12 protein-coding genes are annotated in these 16,990 nt (G+C 44.0%); 6 read left to right on the top strand and 6 right to left on the bottom strand.

All coding sequences use genetic code 11. The annotated features are described in order from the left end of the window. The first annotated feature begins 186 nt into the window (after positions 1-186). A complete protein-coding gene (locus tag AB4329_RS08825; RefSeq protein ID WP_120459721.1) occupies positions 187-1,152 on the top strand; it encodes a GlxA family transcriptional regulator in 966 nt (321 codons plus the stop codon). Positions 1,153-1,648: 496 nt separating this feature from the next. Here AB4329_RS08825 and AB4329_RS08820 read toward each other — a convergent pair whose 3' ends face one another. The 4 genes from AB4329_RS08820 to AB4329_RS08805 all read right to left on the bottom strand — a co-directional run bounded on the left by AB4329_RS08820 (position 1,649) and on the right by AB4329_RS08805 (position 5,850). Next, positions 1,649-2,590 carry a zinc-binding dehydrogenase gene (locus AB4329_RS08820; protein ID WP_017062694.1) on the bottom strand — a complete coding sequence of 314 codons (942 nt, stop codon included), beginning with the start codon at positions 2,588-2,590 and terminating at the stop codon, positions 1,649-1,651. Positions 2,591-2,656: 66 nt separating this feature from the next. Next, positions 2,657-3,745: an alkene reductase gene (locus AB4329_RS08815; protein ID WP_017071595.1), complete on the bottom strand. Its 1,089-nt coding sequence runs from the start codon at positions 3,743-3,745 to the stop codon at positions 2,657-2,659. 10 nt (positions 3,746-3,755) lie between these two features. Then, entirely contained in the window at positions 3,756-4,853 is a 1,098-nt protein-coding gene (locus tag AB4329_RS08810) for an alkene reductase (RefSeq protein WP_017071594.1), read from the bottom strand. Positions 4,854-4,968: 115 nt separating this feature from the next. After that, a complete protein-coding gene (locus AB4329_RS08805; protein ID WP_017062691.1) occupies positions 4,969-5,850 on the bottom strand; it encodes a LysR substrate-binding domain-containing protein in 882 nt (293 codons plus the stop codon). A 192-nt stretch (positions 5,851-6,042) separates the two neighbouring features. On the opposite strand from AB4329_RS08805, the gene AB4329_RS08800 reads away from it, so the two are divergent. From AB4329_RS08800 to AB4329_RS08790, 3 genes are all read left to right on the top strand, one after another. Further along, positions 6,043-7,209: an MFS transporter gene (locus AB4329_RS08800; RefSeq protein ID WP_029235440.1), complete on the top strand. Its 1,167-nt coding sequence runs from the start codon at positions 6,043-6,045 to the stop codon at positions 7,207-7,209. A 131-nt stretch (positions 7,210-7,340) separates the two neighbouring features. Continuing rightward, a complete protein-coding gene (locus AB4329_RS08795; RefSeq protein ID WP_017068416.1) occupies positions 7,341-8,033 on the top strand; it encodes an SDR family oxidoreductase in 693 nt (230 codons plus the stop codon). A gap of 323 nt (positions 8,034-8,356) precedes the next feature. Next, on the top strand, positions 8,357-9,334 hold the full coding sequence (locus AB4329_RS08790) for an IS110 family transposase (protein ID WP_372138045.1): 978 nt from the start codon (positions 8,357-8,359) through the stop codon (positions 9,332-9,334). Between the two features lie 234 nt (positions 9,335-9,568). Here AB4329_RS08790 and AB4329_RS08785 read toward each other — a convergent pair whose 3' ends face one another. Both AB4329_RS08785 and AB4329_RS08780 read right to left on the bottom strand, forming a co-directional pair. Further along, on the bottom strand, positions 9,569-10,762 hold the full coding sequence (locus AB4329_RS08785; RefSeq protein ID WP_372102941.1) for an acetate/propionate family kinase: 1,194 nt from the start codon (positions 10,760-10,762) through the stop codon (positions 9,569-9,571). Between the two features lie 743 nt (positions 10,763-11,505). Further along, on the bottom strand, positions 11,506-13,575 hold the full coding sequence (locus AB4329_RS08780) for a DEAD/DEAH box helicase (protein ID WP_080582207.1): 2,070 nt from the start codon (positions 13,573-13,575) through the stop codon (positions 11,506-11,508). Between the two features lie 309 nt (positions 13,576-13,884). Between AB4329_RS08780 and rnb the strand changes: the two genes are divergently transcribed. Together rnb and AB4329_RS08770 are read left to right on the top strand one after the other, a co-directional pair. After that, positions 13,885-15,891 carry an exoribonuclease II gene (rnb, locus tag AB4329_RS08775; RefSeq protein WP_372138043.1) on the top strand — a complete coding sequence of 669 codons (2,007 nt, stop codon included), beginning with the start codon at positions 13,885-13,887 and terminating at the stop codon, positions 15,889-15,891. A 188-nt stretch (positions 15,892-16,079) separates the two neighbouring features. Beyond that, on the top strand, positions 16,080-16,910 hold the full coding sequence (locus AB4329_RS08770) for an AraC family transcriptional regulator (protein ID WP_017064362.1): 831 nt from the start codon (positions 16,080-16,082) through the stop codon (positions 16,908-16,910). Positions 16,911-16,990 lie beyond the last annotated feature (80 nt).

The raw sequence follows: 16,990 nt of genomic DNA, 5'->3' as shown, positions 1-16,990 counted from the left end.
AGGATCAATAAGGATAAATTTTTCGCCAGATTCAATAATAAATGTTGCGCTACGTAGGTGGTGGATCTTCATAATGCCTCTCTAAACTCACTAACAAGCCATGTTCTCTATGAGATTTAGTATGCTTCTTTCTAGTTTCTTGTGATACTGTCTTGAAAGTCAACATTCGCGCAAATCGAGACACTTGTGAACAAATCAACCGAGCTAATTAAAATTACGATGGTAGCCTTTGAAGGCATCAGTGCTTTTCATCTCTCTGTGCCTTGTCTGGTGTTTCAAGATATCTTTTTCGGTCAGCCGGTTCGGTTTGACTTGAGGATCTGTTGCGAAAACAGCTTGCAGTTTGAAACAAGCTCTGGATTTGGTGTGGTGATCGATAGAGATTTGAGCGCTATTAAAGAGGCGGATATTGTGATTGTTCCAAGCTGGCCAAATGACCTGCCAGAGCCAAGTGAGCGACTTATAGAGGCGCTAATAGAGCATCATGGGAAAGGTAAGCTACTAGTAGGACTCTGCCTCGGGTCTTATGTACTTGCATGTGCTGGCGTTCTCGATGGAAAACGTGCCACAAGCCATTGGGCGTTTTCCGAACAATTTCAGCAGCAATTTCCTAAGGTGGATTTTGACCCAAACCCTCTATTTGTTGAACATGAGACTATCATTACCTCTGCTGGAGTAGCTGCTTCACTCGATTGTTGTCTACATATAGTGCGCCGTTTGTGTGGTAGTGAGCTTGCGAATGATCTCGCACGTAAGATGGTGACTGCGCCATCTCGTACTGGTGGACAGCAGCAATACATACCAGCACCAGTCAACATAAAACCTCTTACAGAGACAAGTATTAGCCTTGTGATTGAGCTGGTGGAGCAGAGCCTTAATCAGTGTCACTCACTAGATGAAGTCGCTGAGCGCTGTGCGATGAGTAAACGTACCTTCACACGCCAGTTTAAATCCACCTATGGCTGTACATTTGGTGAATGGCTGCAAAACCGACGTTTGGTGCTTAGCCAACGTCTATTAGAAACCACGAAACTATCGATACCTCAAGTTGCAGAGCAAGCGGGTTTTGGCTCTGACAGTGTATTCAGAAAGCACTTTAAATCGGCTTTTCATGTATCGCCGATTCAGTGGCGCACTACATTCAAGCAATAGTCTTAATTTCATTGAGGGCGATGGGGCTAGATCGTCGCATCTATTACTTTTTGTATCTGAAACCTTGCAAGTTCAATTCTAGGCGTTTTTGGGGCATCACAAGCCAGCCCTAACATCACTAGTTTGAAGCTACAAAATGATTTGCCGAAATCAATAGAATGAGTTTTGACTATCTCGCTATAAGGCCACTTAGCGATGGTCTATCCAACATATGAGCACAAAAAAAGCGAGCACTAAGCTCGCTTTTAACCATCTGTTTTTAAAGTAAATTACAGTAGTTCTACCGACTATTGAGCAATCACGAATTCTTCGTTGGTTAGATTGCTATTAGTATCGCATCTGCTAGTAAGAGTGTGGTCAAAATTATTTAGACCACAATTTTAAACGACGTTGCAAAGATGAGTCTTACTCAATATCAGCAATTAGAACAACTATCCAAGCAAAGTGTAGGAAGTAAGCGCTATGTGACTCCCAGCAAAAGGATAAATTGCGCAGTCTAACTCAATGTAATCACGGTTTTTCGTTTTGTGGTTTCACTGTGTTTCAACGCATCAAGCATCTGCTCGAATTTAAAAGTGACAGGAATACTAACTTCAACACTCCCATTTTCAATACGCTCAAGCAGCGCTTCACCATTTTGCATTAATGTATGCCAATCATCTTTATCACCAAAATTATGTAACGCTCCAAGGGCTATTTCGTGGTAAGAAATAGTGCGCGTAAATGGAGGGTCAATGGGTTTAGCAATACGATCTTGAATGCAGACAATATGTCCATTCGCTCTTAACAGCGGCACTAAATGGGCGGCATTTTCCCCACTCACCGCATCAAAAATGGCGAAGTATTTCATGTCGATTTGAGATTGCTCCCGATAAACTTGGCGAATACCTAAGCTTTTGGCTCGCTCTTCGCTCAGACTCGCGGAGACAACATCAACGATATAACCCGCTCTGACAAGGATCTGGGATAACAAATTATTCACCGCGCCAAAACCAACGACAAGCACTTCTCTTTGTTGGGTTAATGGAATTTTTTCAAATGCTTGCCACGCAGTTAGCATCGGACAAGGCAGTGCCGCGGCAAGTTCAAAAGATAGGCTCTCAGGTAGTGTCATCACTCGCTCAACGTTCAAAACAGTATATTTAGCGAAGCTACCATGGCGATTTAGTGAACCATGATATGCCACTCGACGGCCAATTAGACTGGGATCAACTTTAGAACCTACTTGTACGACGACGCCTGCACCATCAACACCTGGAACATGGCCATTCGGCCAATTTAAAGGATTGGCTTTAATAAATTTCCAATCCACAGGGTTAATACCAATCGCTTTGTTTTGTACTAAGATTTCGCTGTCATCTAAAGCTGCTCTTTCAGCCTTACCTAAAACAAGACTGTGTTTCTCAGTTTGATATTGCCAAATTCGATAGGGTTCCATATCACTTCCACTCGCTTAATGAAAAGGTAAGGCACCAAAGAGTTATCGTCCTTGGTACCTGGTGTATTAGGCTTGATAAGTTGGATAATCGACGTAGCCTTCGGCTCCGCCCCCATACAAGGTCAACCTAGCATCGGCATCAAACTCGGCCAATGGTAAATCATGAGCAAATCGGGCGACTAAATCAGGGTTCGTTACAAAAGGAGTACCAAAGGCAACGAAATCAGCATACTGCTTATCTAGCAACTGTTGGGCAGATTGCTTGGTCAACTTTCCTGCAACCATGATTGGATTAGAGTATATTCGGCGTACTTGCTGGCGAAACTCTTCAGGCACCTCTACATAGCGTGATATGTTTTCTGAAAAATGCACATACGCAAGGTTCATCAGTTGTAGTTTTTCCAGCAATGCTAACGTTAGCGGAACAATTTCAACATCATCCCCAGCAAAACCCTCTCCGATATGAGGAGACAGACGAACCGCAACTCTTTCCCCACCAATTTCGTCGGTAAGTGCTTGCAACGTATCAACCAAAAAGCGCATGCGATTCTCTTGGCTGCCACCATATTGATCACATCTTTGGTTGCTTTCTAAGCGTAAAAAGGTATCAAACAAGTAACCATGCGCAGCATGAATTTCCACGCCATCAAAACCAGCTTCAATGGCGTTTTTGCCCGCTTGTACAAAATCCGCAATCGTGCTCTTAATGTCTTGCAGCGTCATCTCCCGTGGCGTTTCAGTTTCAATCATCCCAAAGCCACCTTCAGCTAGTGGGCCAAATACTTGATCTGGGATTTTAATTGCTGATGGGGCTAACGGCTTAGTACCTGAAATATCAGAATGACTGCGTCGCCCCACATGCCAAAGTTGAGTAAATATTTTCCCGCCATCTTGATGCACAGCTTGGGTGGTTTTTTTCCAGCCTTCGATGTGCTCTGGGGTATAAATGCCCGGAGTCATCGAATAACCTCGTGCAGCCGCTGAGATCGGGGTGCCCTCTGATACAATGAGTCCAGCACTGGCACGCTGACGGTAGTAGGTTGCCATCATCTCGTTTGGTACATCACCAGGTTGAGACGTGCGTGAACGAGTCATCGGCGCCATCGCGATACGGTTTCTAGTCTCAAGTCCGTGACCTTTAAATACCTTAAACATACTTACCCCCTTAAGCTTTATACGTTGGATAATCAATCAGACCTTTCTCACCACCACCAAACAAGGTGTTTGGATCATGCTCTGCCAATGGGTAGCCGTGAAGTAGACGTTCAGGAAGATCGGGATTCGCCACAAAAGGTCGACCAAAGCCGATCATATCAGCCAGTCCGTCATCAATAGCTTGCTTTGCTTTTTCCGCATTATAACGACCTGCGTAGATCAGCACGCCTTGAAAAGCATTGCGCATTGCACGTTTGAATGAGACGGGTGTATCTGGTGCATCATCCCAATCGACTTCAGCAATATGTAGGTACACGATATGATGTTTATTGAGTAACGCTGCGGCAGCGGTATAAGTCTCAATAGGGTTAGCATCAACAGTACCATTTAAGGTTGTTAAAGGTGCCAAGCGCACACCAACGCGGTTAGCGCCAATGGCATCGACCATTGCAGTAACAACTTCATCAAGAAAACGAAGACGGTTTTCAAGACATCCACCGTACTCATCAGTGCGATCATTCGCCTCTGAATCAATAAATTGGTTAATTAAATAACCATTAGCGGCATGCAGTTCAATGCCATCAAAGCCTGCCTCAATGGCATTCAATGCGGCTTGACGGTAATCTTCGATCACTTGCTGAATATCGGCTTTTGTCATCGCTCTAGGCTGAACGACGTCAACAAAACCAGGTTCATCACTGCCATTATCAACGAATACTTTGACGTTTTCCGCTTTTAATGCGGAGGAAGAAATCGGTTGCTTACCACCGATGTTATCTGGGTGAGTGACTCTTCCCACATGCCAAAGCTGCGCGAAAATAGCGCCTTGTTTGGCATGCACAGCGTCTGTCACTTTACGCCAACCAGCAATCTGCTCAGGTGTGTAAATACCTGGGGTCCATGCATAGCCTTTTGCCGTCGCTGAAATTTGCGTACCTTCAGACACAATCAATCCTGCACTGGCACGCTGAGCGTAATAGGTTGCCATCATGTCATTTGCGACATCACCAGGCTGACTGGCTCTTGAACGCGTCATCGGTGGCATGACAATGCGGTTTTTGAGTGTGAGTCCACCCAATGTGAATGGTTTAAATAGTGATAGTGACATAGTTGAGCCCTCTTCATTTGATAGGGGCATACTAGCAAATGAGTCACCAATCATTTATAGCAATAAAGGCAAATAATATTTGTATAAATTGCAACAATCAGCTTGTTTAAGCGGGTTACAGGGTTAGCTTTGGCTTAATAAAATCAATAAAAGCGGAGATCCGCTTGGCCACAGAAGAAGTCTTATAATACACAGCGTTGACTTGTTCTCTTCGTGGATGACTGATTTTTTCGCTCTCCAACAGCGAGATTAAACGTCCTTCGGCAATATCTTTATTCACCATAAACCCTGATAGACATGCAATGCCATTTCCTGCCAACACAATTTGTCGAATGGTTTCGCCATTACTTGATGACATCAAAGCGTCTAGTTGGGTAAAACCTTTTAAAGGCCAGTCATTCAAAATTTTGGGGGCGACAAATCCAATGAGATTATGCTGAGCAAGATCGCTGCTTTTAGTGGGGAGCCCGCGTTTTGAGATATATTCTGGTGAAGCCACAATATACAAGGGGCTTCGACCCAGCGACCGAGCATGTAGCGTAGAATCGCTCAACGTACCAATCCGAATTGCTAAATCGGTTTTCTTTTCTAGTAAATCCACAATGCCTTCATTGGAGGTTATTTCTAGCTCAATATCGGGATAGGCTTGATTAAATGACTGCACCAATGGCACCAGTTGATGAAACACAAACGGACTAGCCGCGTCGACACGTAAACGGCCTTTGGGCAATTCCCCACGGGAAATAATATCTTCTTCCGCCTGCTGTAATTGCATTAATCCCACCCGCACAGAGTCAATGAACTGGCGTCCTTCATCGGTTAATTCAATACGTCTAGTGGTTCGGTTTAGAATAGTGACCCCAAGTTGACTCTCCACTTTACTGACCGCTCTGGATACTCGCGCGACTTGGATATCTAGGCTCTCTGCTGCCGCTGAAAAACCTCCGGTATCGACTACAGCTAGTAAAATGGCTAAATCATCAGATTTTGTTCGCATGCTATTTCCCTCAACTTTATCCAATCGCTCATCAGCTTTATTGCATTTATAACAAATATCATTTGTAAAAACCTCTGTTTTTCACAAAAAATCTTTAATGCAAAATGCCCCCCATCAATTAACAACGCGACGGCATAGCGACCAATACATCGGCTATTGCTGGTCATTTTCAAACAACAGAGAGTAAATATTATGCCTTTAGCACTTCTTGCATTGACGCTCAGCGCCTTTGCTATTGGAACAACGGAGTTTGTGATCGTGGGGCTACTCCCGACCATGGCCTCCGACCTAAATATATCACTGCCTTCAGCAGGCTTGCTGGTTAGCCTTTATGCACTTGGTGTTGCCATTGGCGCCCCGGTTTTAACGGCTTTAACAGGAAAGTGGAATCGTAAACACGTATTGATTACCGTCATGTCACTGTTTGTTGTCGGTAACTTAGTTGCATGGCAAGCACCTGGATATAACACCCTGATTATCGCTCGTATTTTGACAGGTTTAGCCCATGGTGTATTTTTCTCCATTGGTTCAACCATTGCTACCGGTCTGGTACCAAAAGAAAAAGCCGCCAGCGCCATTGCGATTATGTTCACTGGTTTAACCGTGGCGTTAGTCACAGGCGTGCCGCTTGGGACATACATAGGTCAAACCTTTGGCTGGCAATCAACCTTCTTAGTTGTTGCGCTATTAGGTTTAATCGCATTAATTGGTAGTGCTTTCTTAGTACCAAATAACTTAAAACAACCTGCTGCAGCTAAGCTTTCATCGCAGCTTAAGGTATTAACTCAACCTAGATTATTACTGGTTTATGCGATTACTGCACTGGGTTATGGCGGCACTTTTACAGCATTCACTTTCCTTGCTCCTATTTTGCAGCAAGAAACTGGCTTTAGTGCGAATGCAATTAGTTTAATTATGTTGGTTTATGGAGTCTCAGTTGCGATTGGTAATATTTGGGGCGGAAAAATGGCCGATAAAATGGGCCCAATAAAAGCCCTTAGCATTATTTTTACTGGTCTTGCAGCTGTGCTTATCGTGTTCAATTTTACCGCCGTTAACCCTATTGCCGCGGTAGCCACGATTTTAGTTTGGGGGGCATTTGCATTCGGTAATGTTCCAGGTTTACAAGTATATGTAGTGAAACTTGCTGAAAAATATACACCAGATGCAGTGGATGTTGCTTCCGGTTTAAACATTGCCGCCTTTAACGTTGGTATTGCACTTGGTTCATGGGGCGGAGGGATGGTTGTCGCTGAAGCAGGCTTAATGCATACACCTTGGGTAGGTGCAGTAGTTGTACTGATAGCGCTTGCTTTGACCCGCTTTAGTGGCCGTCTTGATAAGCGTGCAGAAAGTTAATGGTAAAAATGTATTAATGAAATAAACACGACTCTTACCCTTAGAGCTGGTCAATGCAGCAGCATTGGCCAGCTTTTCGCAACTTATATTGATTGGTATTAGACAAGATTGAAACTGATAAGAGGCACTCAATGAAAACCGTTTTTATTACTGGAGCTAATCGTGGCTTAGGATTAGAGCTTGCAAAGCAATATGCACAGCGTCATTACAAGGTCATCGCTTGCTGTCGCGATATTGATTCAGCGCATGAGTTAACCCTGTTAGCACAACAGTATTCAACCATTCGCCCTTATGCTCTAGATGTTAGTCATGAAACAGATATTCTCGCTTTAACTGAGGTGTTTAAAGAGCAACCTATTGATGTACTTATTCATAATGCTGGGGTGAGTGGTGAAGGATGTGACAACTTAGGCAATATGGATCAGCAAAGATGGCTAGAGGTGTTAAAGGTCAATACCATCGCACCCATGTTAATCACGCAGGCCTTGCTCAATAATATTCTAGCCGGCCAAGATAAAACCATAATCGGGATGACCTCAATACTGGCCAGTATTGATGATAACCGCTCAGGGGGACGATACAGCTATCGAGCATCAAAAGCGGCCCTCAACCAAATAATTAAATCTCTAGCCTGTGAATTATCCGAAGCGGGAGTGAAGACCATGGCAATTCATCCAGGTTGGGTAAAAACCGATATGGGTGGAAAGGAAGGCAAGGTAACAGTAAAAGAGAGTGTTACAGGCATGCTTAATGTTATCGACAATTTAAAACTTAAGCATTCAGGTTCATTTTTTGTCTACGATGGCACTCAATTGCCATGGTAAGCCTAGTAGTTACGTCTCATACAAACTCTAAGGGTAGGATATGCTTTTAACCTTTATAGTTTTAATCCTTTCTATTGTCGCTTTGCTCGGGTGGTATTTACACAAAGTCTCCCGTGACATTTCCCAAATTGACTGGGATTGGGATGACGATGAGATCCTATAAATTGATATTGCCTGCATCTATGGCTGGTCACATTACATATCCTAAGGAACGACTGCGATCTTACTCTGGAATGAGTAAATACTTTAACGTGATGTATGGAATCCACTCCCTCCTTAGCAATCTAGACTTAGGAGTGTGAGAAAAAACCGAGGGTTCCAATATGTTGACTAAAAATGTTATCGCTATCGACTTAGCAAAAAATGTTCTTCAAGCCTGCCATATCAGCATTCATGGTGAGCTAATGTCCAATAAACCTCTGAGTCGCCAGAAGATGAAAGAGTTCTTGGCAAAGGCTAAGCCTTCGATTGTCGCCATGGAAGGTTGTTGCGGTTGCCATTACTGGGGGCAATTAGCAGAAAAACTTGGGCATGAAGTCCGAATCATTAACCCTAAGAAGGTGAAAGGATACCTAGAAGGTCATAAAACGGATCATAATGATGCTCTCGCCATCGCTAACGCCGCTATACAAATTGGTATCAAGTACAGTCGTCCAAAGTCATTGGAACAACAAGCTATGCATTCTTTAGAAACTAGCCGTAGATTCTTATCTCGTAGTGTTGTTTCCCTAGCTCTTCACATTAGAGGGACAATTTTGGGCTACGGGATAGCAAACCCTAGAGGTGAAAAAGGCTTAAAAGCGTCGGTTCAAACCGTGCTTGATGGCGATACACCAATACCCTCCAATGTCGTATCCGTTCTGTCGATGCTTTGGGAGCAATATAAAGAACTTAAAGCAAAACTCATCGCATTCGAAAAAGAGAAAAATGCTTTAACCCGTCAGATAGAGCCGTGCCAACGATTAATGGGCATTGAAGGGGTTGGTGAACCAACTGCTGCGATGCTCTATACAACTCTTGGTGATGGAAAGCAGTTCAAGAATGGAAGACAAGCTTCAGCATTTGTTGGTCTTACACCTAAACAGCACAGTTCAGGAGGCAAAGTTTTTATGATTGGGATCGATAAATGCGGTGGTGTGAAGGAGCTACGCTCGCTTCTTTATCTTGGCGCAATGTCATACGTTGGGCGACTACCCGAAAAACCGAAGACTCAGAAGGACGCTTGGTTGAGGAGCATCATAGATCGTATCGGCTTCAAGAAGGCCTGCATCTTAACTTTTATTGCCAAAATCACTTTGTAAATACGTGGATTCCATATATGAAATGGGGCAAGCAATGATCGCGCTTAGAAAAGTCTGGGCATAAACAAGCCAACACTAACCTCACTAGTTTGGAGCTAAAAAGTGAATTGCAGCAGTCAATGTAGGGAGCGATGAGTGCTCGGCATTCGCGTGCTTTGCGATGGTCTATCCAACATATGAGCACAAAAAAAGCGAGCACTAAGCTCGCTTTTAACCATCTGTTTTTAAAGTAAATTACAGTAGTTCTACCGACTGTTGAGCAATCACGAATTCTTCGTTGGTTGGGATAACCATTGCTACTGCGTCTAACATTTCAGACTTAGCGATGATCCCTTCAGCACCAAAGCGAGCAGATTCGTTACCTGCTACATCTTCAACGAAACCTAGAATCTTAAGGTTGTTTAGGATTTCACGACGAATTGGTAGAGAGTTCTCACCGATACCACCAGTGAAGATGATGCCGTCTAAAGAATCTAGCGTTGCAAGGTAAGAAGCAATGTATTTTGATACGCGGTAAGTAAACACCTCAAACGCAAGCTTAGCGCCTTCATGGCCCTCTTCCATTGCTTCTAAGATGCCACGAGCATCGCTCGTAAGACCAGACACGCCAAGGAAGCCAGACTCCTTGTTTAGAGAGTTAAATACTTGCTCTTGTGACCAGCCTTTCTTAAGTAGGTATTCGATGATGCCTGGGTCTAGGTCACCACAACGTGTGCCCATCATTAGGCCTGAAAGTGGTGTGAAGCCCATAGAAGTATCAACACTGTTACCATCTTTAATAGCACATACAGATGCGCCGTTACCTAGGTGAACAGAGATGAAGCTCGATTTTTCGATTGGCTTGTTAACCATCTTCGCAGCTTCACGGCTAACGAAGTAGTGGCTAGTGCCGTGGAAACCGTAGCGACGTACGCCGAAGTCTGTGTATAGCTCTTTTGCGATTGCACCAGTGAATGCACGTTGAGGCATTGTTTGGTGGAAAGCAGTATCAAATACAGCGAACTGAGGTAGAGAAGGGAAAGCTTCAATTGCAGCACGGATACCGATAGCACCTGCTGGGTTATGAAGTGGAGCTAGGTCAGATAGGCTTTCAATTTCGTTCGTTACTTCTTCAGTAATGCGAACCGTTTGAGTGAACTTCTCACCGCCGTGTACGATACGGTGACCGATAGCCACGATATCAGCCGTGAAGCCTAGGTCTTCCATCAGGCCAACCAATTTGCCAATGGCAATTTTGTGGTGGTTATCTTCACCTTGAATGGCAATTTCAGTTTTCTCGCCTTGGAATTTCCAGCTCATACGAGCATCTTCAAGACCAAAACACTCCCCTAGGCCACTTAATACTGCTTCACCAGAAACAGAATCGATTACAGCAAATTTTAGGGATGAACTACCCGAGTTAATAACCAGAACAAACGAATTAGACATTGGATATGGATCCTGTTTCAGTACGAATTGGATGAAGTGTTTACTTCAATTTTAGTTAAGTCCATTATTCAATAATTTTTGAATCTTTCAACTTTTGTTTTGAAAAAATCACTAAATGAACACAATTAAGTTGATCTTGGTCATTAAATTATTTATTTCGAGAGCGGAATTAAAAAATAGTTGAATAAGAAAATTAATGAACAGGTGACGCAAACGAGTGCTCACGTTATTTTTAACTTGATTCAGTTAATTAAAGCGACTCGAACAAATGCAGGTGATCCGCTTGAAAAACAACCACCCTTCCCTTTCGTCTGCTTATCATTACCGATAACTTTTTGCTCGATTTCTCAATTGCTCAGTGTTTGCATCAAAAAGCTCACTGAAGTTGAGAATAGTGATCTGATCTTATTTTGATTGCCTTCGAGCACAACTCTACGAATAGATGCACTGTAACGACGCTTAGATAGCCTTCACTCTTTGTTTCAGCATCTTGTAGCACGTTCTTTTGGTATAGGCTTAGAACGCGATACAGCTAAGTTTTGGCACTAACATTCGTTCTAGGCGCGATGCTTAGTTTCATGGACGAAGCATAGTTACAGGAACGAAGCTTGATTAAAGTAAGTTAGCTACGAATATCGAGCCAACCAAAGCTTAAGTTCAAATAGCAGGCACAAAAAAGCCGAGCATTACGCTCGGCTTTTAAATTCAGTGTCTAGACCTAAAGCGTCTAAGCGACAGGTTGATTAACCTTCGTTGCGCTCTGGACGACGACCACGGTTACCACCGCCATTGCCGTTACCATGGCCACGTTCGCCACGGAAGTTACCACGGTGATCGCCACCACGGTTACGGTCGAAACGACGTTCGCCATCACGTCCGCCAGCAGAGTTACCATCGCGAGCACCATCACGGTTGCCACGGTATCCACCACGACCGCCTTCACGGTTACCACCTTCGCGGTTGCCGCCTTCACGGTTACCACGGTAGCCGCCACCATCACGACCGCCACGGTTGCCACCACGGTTGCCATCACGACCGCCGCCGCCACGACGAGGCTCACGGAAGTCATTGAAATCAACAACTACAGCGCCAGCTTCTTTTTGACGAATGCGAAGTTTGCTTAGCTTACCAGCAGTTTCAGAGTTCATTGCTTTTGGCAGTTGAACGTAAGTAGAACCTTGGTCTAGCTTGATAGCACCGATAGAACCTTTAGTTAGGCCAAGTTCGTTTGCTAGTGCGCCAACGATGTCTTTAACCTGAACGCCTTGCTCACGGCCAACTTGTAGTTGGTAAGTATCCCAATCTTGAGTATTGAAGTTGCGACCACCACCGTCACGGCCGTTGTCACGATCTTCACGACGCTCTTTGCGACGGTTCTTATCACGCTCAATAGCAGCGATCATTGGGTCTTCGCCAACGTAGAATAGTGGGCTCTTACCTTGCTGACGCTTAAGAAGCATTGCAGCTAGAGTAGCAGCATCAACTTCTAGAGACTCTTGAAGAGTAGAGATAAGACCTGCAAAGTTTTCTAGTGCTTTGCTTTCTTTCTCAGTTTCAAGTTCAGCGCCAAGCTTAGCAACACGTGCAGCAGCAACTTGGTCACGTAGAGGAAGTTGGATTTCTTCCATTTGAGACTTAGTTACACGCTCGATTGTGCGAAGCATGCGAATTTGGTTAGTGCGAACTAGTAGGATCGCTTTACCTTTACGTCCAGCACGGCCAGTACGACCAATACGGTGGATGTAAGATTCAACATCGAATGGGATGTCGTAGTTGAATACGTGAGTGATACGTGGAACATCAAGACCACGAGCTACAACGTCAGTTGCAACTAGGATGTCGATAACACCTTGTTTGATGTGATCAACAGTACGCTCACGTAGAGACTGAGGAATATCACCGTGCAGTGCAGCAGCTTTGAAGCCACGTGCAGATAGCCAATCAGCTAGACGCTCAGTGTCTTGACGAGTACGTACGAATACGATTGACGCGTCAGTTTCTTCGGTTTCTAGAAGACGAGACATTGCTTCGTCTTTTTCTACGCCTTTAACAACCCAGAAGTTCTGCGCTACTTTATCAACTGTGTGGTTAGTACCAGCAACGTCAACTTTAGCCGGGTTACGTAGGTAACGGTCAACAATAGTCTTAACCATTGGAGGCATAGTTGCAGAGAAAAGTACACGTTGTGCAGATTCTGGAGCTTGCTCTAGGATCCAAGTAACGTCATCTACGAAGCCCATTTTCAGCATTTCATCTGCTTCATCAAGAACAAATGTGTGTGCTTCATCTAGGTGTAGACGGTCACGAGTTAGTAAGTCTTTAACACGACCTGGAGTACCAACAACAATGTGAGCACCGCGGCTTAGAGCACGCATTTGGTCAACAATTGAAGCACCACCGTAGATTTCAATAACTTTAAGACCTTTGATATCACGGCCAAGGTTTTTGATTTCCGCAGCAACTTGAATCGCTAGCTCACGAGTAGGAGCCATGATGATTGCTTGTGGTTTGTGTTGGTTCAGGTTGATTTTGTTAAGTAAAGGCAGAGAGAATGCTGCTGTTTTACCAGTACCAGTCTGTGCTTTACCTAGTGCGTCACGGCCTTCAAGAAGAAGAGGAATAGCTGCTGCTTGGATTGGAGTCGGAGAAACGAAACCCATGCTATCAAGAGCTGAAAGAATGTTATCGTTTAGGGCTAATTCATTAAATTGAATTACAGATTCGGACATTGGGATCCCACTATATATAAGTAAACAAAAGGTCCCGGGAGCTCTATCAATTCCAATACTGATCCAATCAGATACTGATTCCATTCAGAGTTACGAAGCAGTAATAAAACACTTCAAGCCATTAGGGACGTCTAAGGGAGGCGGATTATTCCCTAAATGCATAAAAAAATCCAGAAAAAATTGAAATACATCACATATTTTTCGCTTTTACATCAATACTGGTTATCATATCGTCAAAACTTGATGAATATCTCGTCACAGCACCCATCTCCTAGCAAATTGACCTAGTTAAATAAGAGGGCAATTAATTAACGCTCACTTCGCCTTTAAGTAGTAATCAAGCCTCGCAATGATTATAGTGTGCTCAATTGTCCTCGATAGATAAAAGTCAAAATGTTTCAAGATAATCCTCTACTCGCTCAGCTCAAGCAGCAAATCCAAGAAACCCTCCCTAAAAAGGAAGGTACCATCAAAGCCACTGAAAAAGGTTTTGGTTTTCTCGAAGTTGATAGCAAAACAAGCTTCTTTATCCCGCCTCCGTACATGAAGAAATGTGTGCACGGTGACAAGGTGATTGCCATCATTCGCACAGAGAAAGAGCGCGAAGTAGCAGAGCCTGAGGAATTGGTTGAACAAGGTCTTACTCGCTTTATTGCACGAGTTAAGCTTTTCAAAGGCCGATTGAACGTTGTTCCTGATCACCCGCAGCTCAAAAAACTGCAACTTAAAGCGAAAGCAATGAAGGGTCTAAACCCTGAAACGCTTAAAGAAGGTGACTGGGTTGTTGCTCATATCGTTCAACACCCATTAAAAGGTGACAATGGTTTCTTGGCTCAGATCTCTGAGAAAATCACAGACGCTGACGACAAGATTGCACCTTGGTGGGTAACGCTGGCACAAAACGATCTACCAAACAGCGAGCCTGAAGGCATCGACAACTGGCTAATCAACGATGACGCCGATCTTGAACGTGTAGACATGACGCACGTCCCTTTTGTGACTATCGATGGCGAAAGCACAAAAGATATGGATGACGCGCTTTACGCGAAGAAGAAAGAGAACGGTGATTTTGAACTGACTATCGCAATTGCTGATCCAACGGCTTACATCTCTCCAGATGATGCGATGGATAAAGTGGCACGCGAGCGCGGTTTCACTATCTACCTTCCTGGTCGCAACATCCCAATGTTGCCTCGTGATCTTGCTGACAACCTATGTTCACTGATCGAGAACGAAGTTCGTCCTGCACTTTGCTGCACAGTAACGGTATCTAAAGGTGGCGTTATCGGTGATGACATTAACTTCTTCGCTGCAAACATCAAATCTCATGCTCGTCTTGCTTACGACAACGTATCAGACTGGCTAGAAACAGGTGCATCAGAGAAATGGCAACCATCAGAAGAGATTGCTGCAATTGTTTCTGATCTTCACCAATTTGCTCAAGCACGTTCAGCATGGCGCTCAGCAAACTCTGTTGTGTTCCCAGATCGCCCTGACTACCGCTTTGAACTGAGCGAAGATAACGATGTTGTCGCTATCCACGCTGACATGCGTCGTAGCGCAAACAAGCTGGTTGAAGAATCAATGATCAGCGCGAACATCTGTGCGGGCCGAGTACTAAAAGAGAGCTTCAACCAAGGTGTGTTTAACTGCCATTCTGGTTTCAAGGCTGAGAAAATCTCCGACGTTCTTGAACTGGTAAACCCGCAAGCGGAAACGCCGTTCACTGAAGAGCAAATCATTTCTCTAGAAGGTTTTGCTACTCTACGTCGTTGGTTAGGTTCTTTAGATAACAGCTACTACGACAACCGTATTCGTAAATTCCAAGCGTATAGCGAGATCAGCAATGAGCCTGCACCGCACTACGCGATGGGATTAGATATTTACGCAACTTGGACTTCTCCAATTCGTAAATATGGCGACATGATTAACCACCGTATGCTTAAAGCACACATCTTAGGTAAAGCGCCAATTCAAACACCAGATGAAACTATCGGTGATGAACTTGCCCTGCACCGCCGTCACCACGGCATGGCTGAGCGTAATGTTGGCGATTGGTTGTATGCTCGCACTCTAGCCAATGCTCCAGCAGAAGAAACTCGTTTCCAAGCTGAGATTTTCGATATTAACCGTGCAGGTATGCGTGTACGTTTACTTGAAAATGGTGCTGCTGCATTTATCCCTGGATCTCTCATTCTTAATAATAAAGAAAGAATAGAGTGCAACGGTGATATGGGTACTGTATCTATCGATAAAGAAATGGTATACAAACTGGGAGACGTTTTAGAAGTAGTTCTCTCTGAAGTTAATCAGGAAAACCGTAACTTAGTAGCAAAACCTACTCAAGTATTTGCGGACTTGCCTAGCGAGCCTGAAACGACAAACGAAACCGAAGCTTAAAGGCTTTAACAGCTACAGCTTTCAAGGTCAAAGCTATCAAGGTCAAAGCTATCAAGGTCAAAAGCTTCAAAGGTTCACTTCTAAAGGCGCTAATTATTAGCGCCTTTTTTGTAAATGTCTCATGCTTAAACAATACTTAAAAAAAACAATCAATAAGCAATCAATTTACAACGTCAAAGAAGCTCACTATGTCATCAATCACAGTTACTCAGTTCAGAAACTTCATTCCCAGGAGACGAGAACGTTATCCTGCTTCTAAAAACGGTATCTTTATAGTGTCGAAAGGCAGCATTTCTTTTGTGTTGCCCAATGGTACTCAAGCCTCGTTGCAAGCGGGAGATTTCACCCTTTACAATTCTGGTCAGATTAAAGACATCACGGTTAACACTGAAAATGGCGAATTCAGCGCAACCTGCTTAGATTTTGATTTGGCTATCTTTCAAAAGTTCATTAATCAGTTCAGCGATTTAGAGTCCGCTCGAATCCCAGACAAGTACATTAAGTTCAATCAAACGGATACTGAGCTCTGTCAGTTGAAAGATCTCATCATGTCACTGGCCAACTCTTCTTCTCAGAATGACTACGCACTCACTCAATTAGGCTTAAGTTTGCTGTCTTTGATGGTGGAACAGTACCCAGCTCTATTGGCTATTATTGCTCGAGCTTCAAGGTTAACCGTGACCCAAAGAGTCATTCATTACATCGAGCAAAACATTGAAAACAATATCTCTTTGGATACGCTCGCCAGTTACATGGGAATGTCACCGGCTACACTTAAACGTCGCTTATCGGCTGAAGATCTGTCGTTCTCAAACTTATTAAAGATAAAACGTATTGCTCATGCAGCCACTCAGCTAAGAACATCGGATAAGTCGATCACTCAAATCGCGTATGAGTCAGGCTTTAAAAGTGCCGCTCACTTCAGCACGGCCTTTAAAACGTATCACGGAAAAACACCAAAAGACTTCCGATCGCTAGTGGCACAAGCACAACTGCAGAGCGTAAAGCCGCAAGTTTAAAGAAACAAAGCGATAGATTGATGTGGACGTCTTAGTTGGGAACTGGTGTAAACCAAGTGGCTTCAATATTAAGCCACTTG

The sequence above is a fragment of the Vibrio sp. 10N.261.54.A5 genome, from assembly GCF_041471145.1.
Classification (GTDB): Bacteria; Pseudomonadota; Gammaproteobacteria; order Enterobacterales; family Vibrionaceae; genus Vibrio; species Vibrio crassostreae_C.
This window is presented reverse-complemented; position numbering and strand designations above follow the sequence as displayed.

What these genes read in the sequence shown, in the direction of transcription:
- AB4329_RS08820 (WP_017062694.1), bottom strand. Translation starts at nt 2,590, where the DNA reads ATGGAACCCTATCGAATTTGGCAATATCAAACTGAGAAACACAGTCTT.
- AB4329_RS08815 (WP_017071595.1), bottom strand. Translation starts at nt 3,745, where the DNA reads ATGTTTAAGGTATTTAAAGGTCACGGACTTGAGACTAGAAACCGTATC.
- AB4329_RS08810 (WP_017071594.1), bottom strand. Translation starts at nt 4,853, where the DNA reads ATGTCACTATCACTATTTAAACCATTCACATTGGGTGGACTCACACTC.
- AB4329_RS08805 (WP_017062691.1), bottom strand. Translation starts at nt 5,850, where the DNA reads ATGCGAACAAAATCTGATGATTTAGCCATTTTACTAGCTGTAGTCGAT.
- AB4329_RS08800 (WP_029235440.1), top strand. Translation starts at nt 6,043, where the DNA reads ATGCCTTTAGCACTTCTTGCATTGACGCTCAGCGCCTTTGCTATTGGA.
- AB4329_RS08795 (WP_017068416.1), top strand. Translation starts at nt 7,341, where the DNA reads ATGAAAACCGTTTTTATTACTGGAGCTAATCGTGGCTTAGGATTAGAG.
- AB4329_RS08790 (WP_372138045.1), top strand. Translation starts at nt 8,357, where the DNA reads ATGTTGACTAAAAATGTTATCGCTATCGACTTAGCAAAAAATGTTCTT.
- AB4329_RS08785 (WP_372102941.1), bottom strand. Translation starts at nt 10,762, where the DNA reads ATGTCTAATTCGTTTGTTCTGGTTATTAACTCGGGTAGTTCATCCCTA.
- AB4329_RS08780 (WP_080582207.1), bottom strand. Translation starts at nt 13,575, where the DNA reads ATGGAATCAGTATCTGATTGGATCAGTATTGGAATTGATAGAGCTCCC.
- rnb (WP_372138043.1), top strand. Translation starts at nt 13,885, where the DNA reads ATGTTTCAAGATAATCCTCTACTCGCTCAGCTCAAGCAGCAAATCCAA.
- AB4329_RS08770 (WP_017064362.1), top strand. Translation starts at nt 16,080, where the DNA reads ATGTCATCAATCACAGTTACTCAGTTCAGAAACTTCATTCCCAGGAGA.